The sequence below is a fragment of the Streptomyces sp. NPDC090088 genome, assembly GCF_044747345.1.
GTDB lineage: Bacteria > Actinomycetota > Actinomycetes > Streptomycetales > Streptomycetaceae > Streptomyces.
On record NZ_JBIVDZ010000001.1, the window covers coordinates 1 to 14,147 of the forward strand.

A 14,147-nucleotide genomic window follows, 5' to 3' on the forward strand; every position below is an offset into this window, starting at 1 on the left:
GTACTGCAGGGGGGACCCTGTGGGAGAGTAGGACGCCGCCGAACAAATATTAGGAAAGGCCCACGCCGTATGGCGTGGGCCTTTCTGCATTTAAGGGCTCGGCGCTTAGGGGGTAATCGGTAGGCCCGTCCGGCGACAGGGCCTACCCATTGCGGTTCAGAGTCGGCCGGCCGCCTTCAACGCCAGATACGCATCCGCCAGTGCCGGAGCGAGATCATCAGGCGTGGCGTCCACAACCGTCACACCGTACCGACGGAGTTGCTCCGCGGTCCGGTGCCGTTCGCTCTGTGCCTGTGCCGCGGCCGCTGCTTCGTACACCGCGTCGACGTCTCCACGGGCCGTTGCCATACGGGCGATGTGCGGGTCGGCCACTGAAGCGATCAGAACGGTGTGGCGCTGGGTCAGCTGGGAGAGCACCGGAAGCAGACCCTGTTCGACGGGGGCTGCGTCGAGCGTCGTCAGAAGGACGAGCAGGGAGCGGCGTGGAGCCGTACGGAGGGCTGTGGCGGTGAGGCCGCGTGCGTCCGTTTCGACGAGTTCGGGCTCCAGCGTGGCCATCGCGTTGACCAGGGACGGAAGTACGTCGCCCGCCGAGCGGCCCTGGACGAGGGCGCGGACTCGACGGTCGTAGGCGAGCAGGTCCACGCGGTCGCCGGCGCGTGAGGCGAGGGCGGCGAGGAGCAGCGCCGCGTCCATGGAGGCGTCCAGGCGCGGGGCGTCGCCGACCCGGCCGGCGGAGGTGCGGCCGGTGTCGAGGACCAGGAGGATGTGCCGGTCGCGTTCGGGACGCCAGGTGCGTACGGCGACCGTGGACTGCCGTGCCGTTGCGCGCCAGTCGATGGAGCGGGTGTCGTCACCGGGGACGTACTCGCGCAGGCTGTCGAACTCGGTGCCCTCACCTCGCGTCAGAACGCTGGTGCGGCCGTCGAGTTCACGCAATCGAGCGAGTTTCGACGGCAGGTGCTTCCGGCTGGTGAACGGGGGCAGAACCCGTACGGTCCAGGGCACTTTGTGGCCGCTCTGGCGGGAGAACAGGCCGAGGGGGCCGTAGGAACGGATCGTGACGCGGTCCGCCTGGCGGTCGCCGCGACGGGTGGGGCGCAGGCGGGTTGTGACGCGTCGGCGTTCGCCGGGCGGGACGGTGAGGCGGTGGCGCGAGGCCTCGACCTCCGTGCCGGACTGCCAACTGCTGGGCGGCCAGCCGTCCCTGAGGCGGGCCCGGAGCGGTCGTCCGGACGGGTTGGTGACCGTCAGGGTGACGTCCGCGGTCTCGCCGAGGCGTGCGGACGTGTCGCCGGAGCGGGTCAGCACGAGGCGTCGTACCGGTGCCGCCAGGGCGAAGTCGCAGGCGCAGGCCAGGGCCAGTGGGCCGTCGACCGCGAGGATGCCTGTCCAGCTGGGTCCCCACAGGCCGATGGGGATCGATCCGATTGCCGCGAGGAGGGCGGCGCGGCCGGTGAGAGGCATCAGCGGGGGACCGGGACGTGGGCGAGGATCGCGTTGATGACGGAGTCGGCGGTCACGCCCTCCATCTCGGCCTCGGGGCGGAGTTGGACGCGGTGGCGGAGGGTGGGCAGGGCGAGGGCCTTGACGTCGTCGGGGATGACGTAGTCGCGGCCGGTCAGCCAGGCCCATGCGCGTGAGGTGGCCAGCAGGGCGGTGGCGCCGCGCGGGGAGACGCCGAGGGTGAGGGACGGCGACTCGCGGGTGGCACGGCAGATGTCGACGACGTAGGCGGTGATCTCGGGGGAGACGGTCGTCTTGGCGACCGCGGCGCGGGCGGCTTCGAGGTGGGCGGGGCCTGCCACGGGGCGTACGCCGGCGGCGCGCAGGTCGCGCGGGTTGAAGCCCTCGGCGTGCCTGGTGAGGACGTTGATCTCGTCCTCCCGGGAGGGGAGGGGGATCGTCAGCTTGAGGAGGAAGCGGTCGAGTTGGGCCTCGGGGAGGGGGTACGTGCCCTCGTACTCGACAGGGTTCTGGGTCGCGGCGACCAGGAACGGGTCGGGGAGCGGCCGGGGTGTGCCGTCGACCGTGACCTGGCGCTCCTCCATGGCCTCGAGGAGGGACGACTGGGTCTTGGGCGGGGTGCGGTTGATTTCGTCCGCGAGGAGGAGGTTGGTGAAGACCGGGCCGGGCTGGAAGGAGAACTCGGCGGTGCGGGTGTCGTAGACGAGGGAGCCCGTGATGTCGCTCGGCATGAGGTCGGGGGTGAACTGGACTCGCTTGGTGTCCAGTTCGAGTGCGGACGCGAGGGCGCGGACGAGCAACGTTTTGGCGACTCCGGGGACTCCTTCAAGGAGCACGTGTCCGCGGCAGAGGAGAGCGACGACGAGGCCGGTCACGGCGGGGTCCTGGCCGACCACGGCTTTGGCGATCTCGGCGCGCAGGGCTTCCAGCGAGGCCCGGGCGTCGGCCGGGTTCCCGGTGGTCCCGGCGTTGTCAGTGGTCGGGTCCATCATGGACGGCGTACCTCTCTTTCGAGGGCGTCGAGCTGGTCGGTGAGGGCGATCAGGGCCTCGTCGTCGCCGGGCGGCGGTCCGAAGAGGAGGGAGTGCAGGGTCTGTCCGTCGCCGTGGAGGTGGGCGGACAGGGCGGGGAGCAGGGCTTCGGGCGCGTGCGCCTGGGAGACCGGGACGCCTACGAGGGGGGCGAGGCGGGTGCGGGTGGTGGAGCGAAGAGCGGCGGCCGCGCGGTCGCGGGCGTTGGCCTTGCGGTAGAGGCGGGAGCGGCCTTCGACGGTTTCGGAGGCGCGGATCGCCACGGGAAGTCTTTCGGGCACGAGGGGGCCGAGTCGGCGTGCCCGCCAGAAGGCGGCGAGGCCCGCGGCGATGAAGAGCTGGAGTGTGCCCCAGAGCCAGCCGGAGGGGAGCAGGTCGAAGAGGCTCTTCTGTTCGCCGGTGCCGGTGGCCGAGGAGTCGGAGAGCGAGGGGAGGTACCAGACCAGATGCGGGCGCGAGCCGAGGAGTTGCAGGGCGAGCGAGGCGTTGCCCTGCTCGTCGAGCCGGTCGTTGAGGAGGATGTCGGGCGCGCCGAGGACTACGGTGTCGCCGCCTCCGGAGGCCGCGGGGACGCGGATCAGGGTGGCCAGGCGCTGGCTGGGGTAGCAGGAGTCGGCGTCGAGGTGCGTGGTGGTGTAGCGGATGCCGCCGGTGTCGGCGCTGCCCGCCCGCCGGGCCGCCGCGAGGTCGCAGTGGGGGTTCAGCGTGGACTTCAGGCTGGTGGCGGGATCGGCGGTGACGCCGGGGGCAAGCCGTTCGACGGACGTACTCCCGGCGGCGACCAGGACGGTGCGGCCGCCCGATCCCGCGGTCGACGCCCTCAGCCGGGTCTGCTGACGCGGGGTCAGCAGGTCGGGGACGGCGACGAGGAGGGTGGTGTCGCGGCCGGCCGCGGCCTGAGCGTCGGCCAGGGTGGTGACCACGCGGGTGTCGACGCCCCGGTCGGCGAGGAGTTCGGCGACGGCGCGGCTGCCGTAGGTGTCGGCGGAGCGCGGGTCGAGATCGCCGTGCCTGCTGTCGGAGCGGATGACGGCGATGGCGACGGCCCCGGCGAGCAGGAGCACCACGGCGAGGACGATGCCTCGGGTGCGGGTCCACACCTGGCGGGTGGTGGGCGCGGTGGAGGTGGTGGCCGGGAGGGCTGTGCCGATGGTCATTCGGCGGCTCCCTGGCGGGTGTTGTGGGCCGTGCTGTGGGTGCTGCTGACGAGCATCGGCTTGGTGCGTTCCAGGTCGCGGTCGAGTTCGGCGATGCGCTCGTACGACGCCTGGGTCGCTCTGCGGCCGCCGTATGTGACGTCGTCGAACTCCCGGGCGGCGGCGCGCAGCCGGTCCGTGTGGGCGGGCAGGGCGCGGCCGGCTTCGGCGGCGGCCTCGTCGGCGGTGCGGCCGGGGCGGACGTCGAGCAGGGCGCGTTCCTCCAGGGCGCGGACGACGGCGCGCATGCGTTCCTGGAGGGCCTGGTTCCAGTGGCCCTGGGCGGCATGGGCCTCGGCGGCCGCGCGGTGTTCGGCGGCGCTGCGGAGGCGGTCGTCGAACAGGGCGGCGGTGGAGGTGGGCTGGCGGTGCGGGGTGCCCAGCCGCCACCACAGGGCGCCCACGACGGCGACGACGGCCAGGACCACGACGACGAGGCCCAGCGCGCCGCCGGGCGTCGCGGACGCGGCCGCGGAGAGCAGGCGGTCGACCCAGTCCAGGATGGCGTTCACGGCGCGCTGGAACAGCCCGGGATCGTTCTCGTGGTACATCCGCTTGGACAGCTCACGGCGCGCCGCTTCCCGCGCGGGGTCGCGCGGAATGGTCACCGGCGGCTCGTCGCCCGAGCCGGTCAGCGACAGCAAGGCCGTGTCCCGGGCTCGCAGCAGGCCACGTACCGCCTCGTCGGCGGCGCGCGGCAGGGCCGCCGGTACCGCCGTGAGGACTCCCCCCGTCAGGCTCACCGCATCAGCTCCCCGGGACGGTGCCTGGGGTGGCGCTGCCGTACTCCTCGACGCCGGCGGCGCGGGCCAGTTCGAGGTCGAGGGCCTCGCGGCGGATGCGCTGGTCGATGTAGAGGAGCACGGTGACGCCCGCGTTGATCGGGAAGGTGAGCATGGAGCCGATCACCGCGCCGACTCCGCTGATGACGAGGAACGTCCAGCCGTAGTTGTCGTTGGTGCCCTCGAGGAAGCCGGAGAACCCGTCGCCGCTGAGGAAGGCGGCGAGCACGGTGAAGGGGATCACGGCGAGCGACGACACGATGTTGGCGATGATCGTGGCCAGCAGCTGGATGCCGAACACCCGCCACCAGGAGCCCCGGACCAGCTTCGCGGAGCGGCCCAGCGACTTGACGATGCCCTGCTTCTCCAGCATCAGCGCGGGCGAGGCCAGGGAGAAGCGGATCATCAGCCACACGGTGACGACGACGCCGGCCAGGATGCCGAGGACGAGCAGGCCGGCGATGGCGCCGCCCGGGCCGCCGGCGATCGCGACGACGATGCCGGGCAGTGCGCCGACGAGCAGGACGCCGACCGCGATGAGGCCGGTCAGCAGGATGAGGCCGAACAGCTTCATGACCTGCGGGCGGGCGTCGCGCCAGGCTTCGCCGGTGGTCACGGACTTGCCGAGCACGGCGCGGCTGGTGACGGTCGTCAGCAGGGCGGTCGCGATGATGGTGCCGACCAGGGAGATCAGCAGGACGGCGCCCGAGCTGAGCATGACCTCGCCCGCGGCGCGGGACACCTCGCTGAGGGAGGCGCTCGGGTCGTTGAGGGCGTCGGTGGTCTCGGTGTCGTTCAGGACGAGGCCCTGAAGGAGGATCACCGCGACCTCGGTGACGACGGCGACCGTCAGGGAGATGCCGAGGACCGTGCGCCAGTAGGTGCGCATGGTGGAGACGGCGCCGTCGAGGATCTCGCCGACGCCGAGCGGGCGCAGCGGGATCACGCCGGGCTTGGCGGCGGGCGGGGGGCCGCCCCAGCCGCCGCCCCAGGCTCCGTATCCGCCGGGCGGGCCGTATCCGTCAGGGGGACCGTAGCCGCCCGGACCACCGGGGCCGCCGTAGCCTCCGTATCCGCCGCCGGGGGGCTGGCCGCCCCAGCCGGGGCCGGGAGGTGGGGGCGGCGGTGCCTGGCCTGGTGCCGGGGGGCCCGTGGGCGCGGACCACTGGCCGGGTGGGGGTTGCTCCTTGGACCACTTCGAGTCGGAGCCCTGTGGGTCCGTACCCGGCTGATCGGCAGGCCCTGCGGGAACGGGGCGGTCGGCAGGGGCGGACGCGCCGGGTTCCCGCCCGTCGGACGGGGCGGATCCGGGCGAGGCCCAGCCCGGAGTGTCGTTCATCGAAGCTCCTTCACGGTGCCCGTCCGCGGTCGCGGTGGCAGGTTGGCTGCCATCGTGCCATGGGGATGTCGCCCAGTGACCGGCCGCGGTAGAGGCTGCGTACCTTCAATTGTCTGCCGGATACGGGGCAGACTGACCGCATGGCTGATCAGTACGCGCAAACCGGCGAGGACAAGCGGCCGACGGGGATACCGGTGATCCGATGGGAGGAGCCACCCGAAGGTCCCGTCGTGGTCCTTCTCGACCAGACCAGACTGCCGGCCGAGGAGGTCGAGCTGGTGTGCACGGACGCGCCGGCGCTGGTGGAGGCGATCCGTTCGCTCGCGGTGCGCGGAGCTCCGCTGCTCGGGATCGCGGGGGCGTACGGCGTCGCGCTCGCCGCCGTGCGGGGCTTCGACGTGGACGAGGCCGCGACGGCGCTGTCGAGCGCGCGGCCCACCGCCGTGAACCTGTCCGTCGGGGTGCGCAGGGCGGTGGCGGCGTACCGGTCCGCTCTGGCCGGTGGTGGTGACGACAGGGCGGCGGCCGCGGCGGCGCTGGGGGCGGCTCGGGCGTTGCACCGGGAGGATGCCGAGGCCAGCGCGCGGATGGCCGAGCACGGGTTCGCGCTGCTGGACGAGCTGCTGCCGGGCGGAGGGCACCGGATCCTCACCCACTGCAACACCGGTTCGCTGGTGTCGGGAGGGGAGGGCACGGCGTTCGCGGTGGCCCTGCGGGCGCACCGGGCGGGGCGGCTCAGGCGGCTCTGGGTGGACGAGACGCGCCCGTTGCTGCAGGGCGCTCGCCTGACGGCGTACGAGGCGGCGCGCAGCGGTATGGCGTACACCTTGCTCACCGACAACGCGGCCGGTTCGCTGTTCGCGGCGGGGGAGGTGGACGCGGTACTGATCGGGGCGGACCGGATCGCGGCCGACGGATCGGTGGCGAACAAGGTGGGGAGTTATCCGCTCGCGGTGCTCGCGCGGTACCACCATGTGCCGTTCATCGTGGTGGCGCCGGTGACGACGGTGGATCCGGAGACGCCGGACGGGGCGGCCATCGAGGTCGAACAGCGCCCCGGATATGAGGTGACCGAGCTCACAGCGCCGCAGATGCCGGTGGTGGGAGCGGGCGGCGGGGTTCCGGTGGCGCCTCTGGGCACCCAGGCCTACAACCCGGCGTTCGACGTGACGCCGCCGGAGCTGGTGACGGCGATCGTCACCGAGGAAGGCGTCGTCTCGCCCGTGACGGCCGAGGCCCTTGCCGAACTGTGCGCCAGGTGACGGTCGGCTGACCCGGTGGGCGCCGCTCGCGCGGAAGATCCCGGTGCGTTCGGTGAGAGGGCGGCAGGCCACCGGGTCCCACGGTGAGAGGCTCACACCCCGTGTCTCCCAGGGGCATGGGCGTAGCGTATTGCTGGCCACCAGCTGTGGGCAGGTCGTACCGCGAGTGGTCTCGGCCCGAGGGTGGAGAGCCGTTGCCGGAATCGAGGTCTGCGGACGGGGGCAGACAGTGACGGTCCCCTGCGACTATGGTCACTGGCCGGTGACCCTGATCACCTGCGCAACCTTCACTGTTATGAGAATGGGATGATGTCGTTTATGAAGGGACGAGTCCTTGTCGTCGACGACGACACCGCACTGGCCGAGATGCTCGGCATCGTGCTGCGTGGTGAAGGTTTTGAGCCGTCTTTCGTAGCCGACGGTGACAAGGCGCTGGCCGCTTTCCGTGAGACCAAGCCCGATCTGGTGCTGCTGGACCTGATGCTGCCCGGGCGGGACGGTATCGAGGTGTGCCGTCTGATCAGGGCGGAGTCCGGCGTGCCGATCGTGATGCTCACGGCGAAGAGCGACACGGTCGATGTGGTCGTGGGCCTGGAGTCGGGCGCGGACGACTACATCGTGAAGCCGTTCAAGCCGAAGGAGCTGGTGGCCCGGATCCGGGCCAGGCTGCGGAGGTCGGAGGAGCCGGCGCCGGAGCAGCTCGCCATAGGTGACCTGGTCATCGACGTGGCGGGGCATTCGGTGAAGCGGGACGGGCAGTCGATCGCGCTGACCCCGCTGGAGTTCGACCTGCTGGTCGCGCTCGCCCGCAAGCCGTGGCAGGTGTTCACGCGTGAGGTGCTCCTGGAGCAGGTCTGGGGCTACCGGCACGCGGCGGACACCCGTCTTGTCAACGTTCACGTCCAGCGGCTGCGCTCCAAGGTCGAGAAGGACCCGGAGCGGCCGGAGATCGTGGTGACCGTCCGTGGCGTCGGATACAAGGCGGGACCCAGCTGACATGTCCGGGGACAGTGCCGCTTCGGCCCCCGGCCGGTCCGGGGACCGTCCGGGGCGGCCTGTCGGCGGAAAGAGGCCCGGCTCGCGCTGGCGGCTGCTCTTCGAGGGCGGACTGCTCCAGGGCGGTGTCCAGGGCAGTCCGGTCCTGCGCCTTTTCATGCGCTGGGTGCGTCGGCCGTTGCTGCCGGTCATGCGGCTGTGGCGGCGCAACATCCAGCTCAAGGTCGTCGTCACGACCCTGCTGATGTCGCTGGGCGTCGTCCTGCTGCTCGGCTTCGTGGTCATCGGGCAGGTGCGCAACGGCCTGCTGGACGCCAAGGTGAAGGCGTCGCAGAGCCAGGCCACCGGTGGTTTCGCGGTGGCCAAGCAGAAGGCCGACGAGGCCGCGACCGGTACCGGTGACACCGCGGTGTCGGCGGACGGCCGGCAGTCGCAGAACGTCACCTCGTGGATGAGCGACCTCGTCGAGTCCCTGTCCAGTGGCGGCCAGGGTGCCTTCGACGTGGTCACGCTGCCCGCGGGTGACAACAACAGCGGCGGCGGGCGCACGCGTGCCTCCGGGCAGGTCGATCCGACGGCCAGCGTGCCCGACGATCTGCGCGCGCGGATCAACGGCAACGCGACGGCCGCGCAGAGCTATACCCGGATCATGTACACGGACGACAAGGAGTCGCAGCCCGCGCTGGTCATCGGCAAGCAGGTCAGCGATCCGAACAACGATCCGTACGAGCTGTACTACCTCTTCCCGCTCACGCAGGAGGAGAAGTCCCTCAGCCTGGTCAAGGGCACGCTGGCGACCGCCGGGCTGTTCGTCGTCGTCCTGCTCGGGGCGATCGCCTGGCTTGTCGTGCGCCAGGTCGTCACGCCGGTGCGGATGGCGGCCGGCATCGCCGAGCGGCTGTCGGCGGGGCGGCTGCAGGAGCGGATGAAGGTCACCGGCGAGGACGACATCGCGCGGCTCGGCGAGGCCTTCAACAAGATGGCGCAGAACCTCCAGCTGAAGATCCAGCAGCTGGAGGACCTGTCGCGGATGCAGCGCCGGTTCGTGTCGGACGTGTCGCACGAGCTGCGCACCCCGCTGACGACCGTGCGGATGGCGGCCGACGTCATCCACGAGGCGCGCGAGGACTTCGACCCGGTGACCGCGCGGTCCGCGGAACTGCTCGCCGACCAGCTGGACCGGTTCGAGTCACTGCTCGCCGACCTGCTGGAGATCAGCCGCTTCGACGCGGGCGCGGCGGCGCTGGAGGCCGAGCCGATAGACCTCAGGGAGGTCGTGCGGCGGGTGGTCAGCGGGGCCGCGCCGCTCGCGGAGCGCAAGGGCACGCACATACGCGTGGTCGGCGATCTGCAGCCGGTGGTGGCCGAGGCGGACGCCCGGCGGGTGGAGCGGGTGCTGCGCAACCTCGTCGTCAACGCCGTGGAGCACGGCGAGGGCAAGGACGTCGTGGTCAAGCTGGCCGCGGCCGGCGGCGCGGTCGCGGTCGCGGTGCGCGACTACGGCGTCGGGCTCAAGCCCGGTGAGGCGACCCGGGTCTTCAGCCGCTTCTGGCGGGCGGACCCGGCACGCGCGCGTACCACCGGCGGCACGGGCCTGGGGCTGTCGATCGCCCTGGAGGACGCGCGGCTGCACGGCGGCTGGCTACAGGCGTGGGGGGAGCCGGGCGGCGGCTCGCAGTTCCGGCTGACGCTGCCGCGGACCGCGGACGAGCCGCTGCGGGGCTCGCCGATACCCCTGGAGCCCAAGGACTCACGGCGCAACCGCGGACTCGACGACGCCGGTCTGCCGAGCGGCGGCGGCGACAAGCGGGCGACCGTGCCGGTGCAGCCCGGCGGCGGCCAGCCGTCGCCGCTGGCCCCCATGACGCAGCGGCTGGCCACCGCGGCCCCCACCGCCGATCCGACCGCGCTGCCCGGCAACGGCGCGCGCGTGGTGCCCCGGCCCACCGGGGGCGCGCGGCGCCAGGAGGGCACGTCCGAGACCGGTGCCGCCGACGACGGGAGCGTCGCCGGGCCGGAGCAGCCGAACAAGCCAGGGGAGGCATTTCGTGGGCGCTGACCGCGAGGGGAGCGCCCGGCCCGGAGGACCGGTGCGCGCGGTGGTGTACGCCGCCTGTGGGGCCGTACTGCTGGCGGGCTGCGCCTCCATGCCGGACAGCGGCGACCTGCGGGATGTCGAGTCCACGCCACGGCAGGACACGCAGGTGCGGGTCTTCGCCATGCCGCCGCAGCAGGACGCCTCCTCCACCGAGATCCTCCAGGGTTTCCTGGAAGCCCTGACCAGCGACGACCCGCACTTTGACACGGCGCGCAAGTATCTGACCACGGCCGCCGCGAAGACCTGGCGGCCGGAGCTGCGGGCCACGGTGCTGACGAACGGGCCCAGCATCCAGACCGCCGCGCGCCCGGTCGGCCGGGAGGACGAGGACAGCATCACCTACGCGTTGCAGGGCAGCCGGGTGGCGACCGTCGACGCGCAGCAGGCCTACTCGCCGGCCGACGGGTCGTACCGCAAGACGGTGCACCTGACGAAGGACGCCAAGAGCGGGCAGTGGCGGATCGACACGCTGCCGCAGGGTGTCGTGATGGGCAAGTCCGACTTCCAGCGCAACTACACGTCCGTCAACAAGTACTACTTCGCGTCGGACACCTCGGCCGCGGGCACCGGGCAGCCGGTGGCGGTCGCTGATCCCGTCTTCGTGCGCACCCGGGTGGATCCGACCACCCAGCTGGTGCGTTCGCTGCTCAACGGGCCCACCAGCTGGCTGGGCCCGGTGGTGTGGTCGAGTTTCCCGACCGGTACGGCGCTGAAGAAGGGGGTGTCCGGGCTGGTACCGGACGACCAGAACCGGCTCACCGTGCCGCTCAATGTCAAGGCGTCCCGGATCGGCACGGCGAAGTGCACCGAGATGGCGACCCAGTTGCTGTTCACGCTGCGGAACCTGACACCCACCGTGGACACGGTGGCGCTGCAGTCCGTCAACGGCGGTCATATGTGCGATGTCGGCGAGGAGCAGGCCGAGACCACCGCCTGGCGCCCGTCCACCAAGCGGCCCGAGTACCTGTACCTCCTCGACAGCAAGCACCGGCTGGTGCGGATGACGACCGGCGGTGCGGGTACCAGCGCGGTCGCGGTACCGGGACCGTTCGGTGCGGGCACCAAGCCGCTGCGGTCGGTGGCGGTCGCCCGCGACGAGCGGACCGCGGCCGGGGTCACCAGCGACGGCAGGTCGCTGTACGTCACCTCGCTCGCCTCCGCGGGTTCGCTCGGGGACGCCGTGCTGACCAGCCACGGCGCGACCGAGGACGACCGGCTGACGGCACCGAGCTGGGACGCCCGGGGCGACCTGTGGGTGGCCGACCGGGATCCCGGCAAGCCGCAGCTGTACATGCTGGCGCAGGGTGTGGGCCAGCCGCTGACCGTGCAGGTCCCCGAGCTGAACGGCCGTATCGAGGACGTGCGGGTCGCCGCCGACGGGGTGCGGATCGCGCTCGTCGTGGAGAAGGACGGCAAGCAGTCGCTGCTCGTCGGGCGGATCGAGCGCACCAAGTCCGATGACCAGCAGGAGGTTTCGGTCCTCGAACTGCGCTCCGCCACGCCCGGCTCCGAGGAGGTCACCGCGATGTCCTGGGCCGGGGACAGCACGCTCGTGGTCGTCGGTCGTGAGCAGGGTGGAGTGCAGCAGACGCGGTACGTCCAGGTCGACGGCTCCACACCGGACGGTCCGGCGCCCGCAGCCCTCACGGGCGTCCTGGCGATCGCCGCGTCCGAGGACGACAGGGTGCCGCTGGTGGCCGACTCGCAGGACGACGGGATCGTCCGGCTGCCGACCGGGGACCAGTGGCAGAAACTCCTCAAGGACGGGTCGGCGCCGGTCTATCCGGGCTGAGCGCGGAGAGCGGTGTGAGCGGCCGTCCCGGTCCGGCTTCGAGCCGGCGGGGCGGCCGCTTTGTCGTGTGCGGCGGGTGAACGCGCTTCGAGGCGTGCCCTGTGGCCGTGTGCTTCGGGCAACCGTTGTACGGGTGCCCAGGCGGCCTCTCCCGGCCGGGGCGCCGGTCTTCTCACTCCTGTGGGTGACGTGGTGTGCGGGTCGCGTGGAGTTGTCCACAGGCGGTTGTCCACAGGGGTGGCCGGTCCGGCCGGGTGTTGGCACAGTGGGCACATGCGGGGGTGGTGGCAGGACCTCACCGACCTGGTGCTACCGGCCGAGTGCGGAGGCTGTGGGACGCCTCGCACGGTGCTCTGTCCCGAGTGCCGTGCCGCCCTGAGCGGGGCCGTACCGGGCCGGGTGCGGCCGGCGTCGGAACCGCCCGGGCTGCCGGCGGTGTACGCGGCGGCGCCTTACGCGGACGAGGTGCGGGCGGCTCTCCTCGCCCACAAGGAACGGGGCGCGCTGGCACTCGCGGGTGCCCTGGGCGCGGCGCTGGCGGGAGCGGTGCGGGCGGGGCTCCGGGAGCACCGGACCGTGCGTGTCGTCGGCTCGTGGAGCGATCTGGCGGATGCGGAGGGTGTCCCGGCGCCCGGGCCCGTGCTGCTGGTCCCGGTGCCCTCCGCGCCGTGGGCCGTGCGGGCGCGGGGGCACGATCCGGTGCGCCGGATCGCGCTCGCGGCGGCGGCGGAGCTGCGGCGCACCGGGACCTCGGCCCGGGTGGCCCCGGTGCTGGGGCAGCGGCGGGCCGTGGCCGACCAGTCGGGGCTCAACTCCCGGCAGCGGCGGGCGAATCTCGCCGGTGCGCTGGAGGTGACGGCGGGCGGCGGGCGACTGCTCGCGGGCGGCCGGGTCGTCCTCGTCGACGACCTCGTCACGACCGGCGCCACGCTCGCGGAGGCGGCGCGTGCGGTGCGGGAGGCGACGGGGCCCGGTGGGGGAGGAGAGGGGACAGCGGCTGTGTATCGGCGCGCGGCCTGGGAAGGAAGGGAGGAACGGACGGCCGGACCGAGGGAAGTACGAACGAGGTGGACACGGGACGCACCGGGAATGGCCCAGGGGACCGCCCCCACGTGGCCGCTCCGTGCGGCTGTGGTCGCGGCTGCACCGGATTCTTTCGAAAAGAACCGGAACTGACTGTGAACGTGCATCGTTGCAGCTAGTGACCGGACCAATTCACCTGAATGGAGGTACGCATCAGTAGAGGGTGACGACATCCGTCCGGGCGAGATATGTTCGGTTGTGAGGGAGAAAGCCGCAGGCCATACCTCCCGTATCCGAATGCCGTGCCGCGCGTTTTCCGTAATCATCGCGGTGCTGGGGTGCAGATCTTGCCCATGGGGGAGGAGGAGGTGAAGTCGCCGAGTCCGAGGCTCCGGGGTTCACCGGAGTTGGGTGCAAAAGGGAGATGCTCCGCCAGTGGAGCGGAGCGATCCGGGAACGGAGTTCTGCGTGGACATCGTCGTCAAGGGCCGCAAGACCGAGGTGCCCGAGCGGTTCCGCAAGCACGTGGCCGAGAAGCTGAAGCTGGAGAAGATCCAGAAGCTCGACGGCAAGGTGATCAGCCTCGACGTCGAGGTGTCCAAGGAGCCCAACCCCCGACAGGCCGACCGTTGCGACCGAGTGGAGATCACGCTCCGCTCCCGCGGTCCGGTGATCCGGGCGGAGGCAGCGGCCAGTGACCCGTACGCGGCGCTCGACCTGGCGGCGGAGAAGCTGGACGCACGCCTGCGCAAGCAGCACGACAAGCGGTTCTCGCGCCGCGGCGCACGGCGGATCCCGGCCGCCGAGGTCCCCGACCACGTCCCGGGCGCGGCGACGCTCAACGGGAACGGCAGCCCCGTCCATTCCGGTGACACGGACGGAGTGCCCACCACGAAGATGGGCTCCCTCGAGGTGCAGGGCGAAGGCCCCCTCATCGTCCGCGAGAAGACGCATGTCGCCGCCCCGATGACCCTCGACCAGGCTCTCTACGAGATGGAACTGGTCGGACACGACTTCTACCTGTTCGTCGACTCCGAGACCAAGGAGCCGAGTGTCGTCTACCGGCGGCACGCGTACGACTACGGCGTCATCCACCTCAACACGGACCCGATGGTCGCCCAGGCGCAACCGCCCGCGGCGGGAGGCACGCTGGGCGGCTGA

General features: G+C 72.1%; 11 protein-coding genes. 6 read left to right on the plus strand and 5 right to left on the minus strand.

Annotated elements, in window-relative coordinates:
• Window positions 1–156: 156 nt before the first annotated feature.
• From ACIPSJ_RS00005 to ACIPSJ_RS00025, 5 genes are read right to left on the minus strand one after another with little or no spacing between them, the layout of a single operon-like run.
• Entirely contained in the window at window positions 157–1,467 is a 1,311-nt protein-coding gene (locus ACIPSJ_RS00005; protein ID WP_401342254.1) for a DUF58 domain-containing protein, read from the minus strand.
• Window positions 1,467–2,456: a MoxR family ATPase gene (locus ACIPSJ_RS00010; RefSeq protein WP_359221085.1), complete on the minus strand. Its 990-nt coding sequence runs from the start codon at window positions 2,454–2,456 to the stop codon at window positions 1,467–1,469. The genes ACIPSJ_RS00005 and ACIPSJ_RS00010 overlap by 1 nt, the downstream gene beginning before the upstream one ends.
• Complete coding sequence (locus ACIPSJ_RS00015) at window positions 2,456–3,655, minus strand: DUF4350 domain-containing protein (protein WP_401342256.1); 1,200 nt, start codon at window positions 3,653–3,655, stop codon at window positions 2,456–2,458. Before ACIPSJ_RS00015 ends, ACIPSJ_RS00010 begins: the two co-directional genes overlap by 1 nt.
• On the minus strand, window positions 3,652–4,437 hold the full coding sequence (locus ACIPSJ_RS00020; protein ID WP_401342257.1) for a DUF4129 domain-containing protein: 786 nt from the start codon (window positions 4,435–4,437) through the stop codon (window positions 3,652–3,654). Before ACIPSJ_RS00020 ends, ACIPSJ_RS00015 begins: the two co-directional genes overlap by 4 nt.
• Before the next feature lie 4 nt (window positions 4,438–4,441).
• Complete coding sequence (locus tag ACIPSJ_RS00025) at window positions 4,442–5,815, minus strand: hypothetical protein (protein ID WP_401342259.1); 1,374 nt, start codon at window positions 5,813–5,815, stop codon at window positions 4,442–4,444.
• Between the two features lie 140 nt (window positions 5,816–5,955).
• On the opposite strand from ACIPSJ_RS00025, the gene mtnA reads away from it, so the two are divergent.
• The 6 genes from mtnA to hpf all read left to right on the plus strand — a co-directional run bounded on the left by mtnA (window position 5,956) and on the right by hpf (window position 14,147).
• On the plus strand, window positions 5,956–7,077 hold the full coding sequence (gene mtnA, locus ACIPSJ_RS00030; RefSeq protein ID WP_401342261.1) for an S-methyl-5-thioribose-1-phosphate isomerase: 1,122 nt from the start codon (window positions 5,956–5,958) through the stop codon (window positions 7,075–7,077).
• Between the two features lie 306 nt (window positions 7,078–7,383).
• Window positions 7,384–8,073 (plus strand): two-component system response regulator MtrA, encoded by a 690-nt coding sequence (mtrA, locus tag ACIPSJ_RS00035; RefSeq protein ID WP_015659998.1) that lies wholly within the window; start codon window positions 7,384–7,386, stop codon window positions 8,071–8,073.
• A gap of 1 nt (window position 8,074) precedes the next feature.
• A complete protein-coding gene (gene mtrB, locus ACIPSJ_RS00040) occupies window positions 8,075–10,132 on the plus strand; it encodes an MtrAB system histidine kinase MtrB (protein ID WP_359221054.1) in 2,058 nt (685 codons plus the stop codon).
• Window positions 10,122–11,963 carry an LpqB family beta-propeller domain-containing protein gene (locus tag ACIPSJ_RS00045; RefSeq protein WP_359221051.1) on the plus strand — a complete coding sequence of 614 codons (1,842 nt, stop codon included), beginning with the start codon at window positions 10,122–10,124 and terminating at the stop codon, window positions 11,961–11,963. Before mtrB ends, ACIPSJ_RS00045 begins: the two co-directional genes overlap by 11 nt.
• 273 nt (window positions 11,964–12,236) lie before the next feature.
• The gene (locus tag ACIPSJ_RS00050; protein WP_401342264.1) at window positions 12,237–13,139 is read left to right on the plus strand and encodes a ComF family protein; all 903 of its coding nucleotides are present in this window, start codon (window positions 12,237–12,239) and stop codon (window positions 13,137–13,139) included.
• A 315-nt stretch (window positions 13,140–13,454) separates the two neighbouring features.
• Window positions 13,455–14,147 (plus strand): ribosome hibernation-promoting factor, HPF/YfiA family, encoded by a 693-nt coding sequence (gene hpf / locus ACIPSJ_RS00055; RefSeq protein WP_393533977.1) that lies wholly within the window; start codon window positions 13,455–13,457, stop codon window positions 14,145–14,147.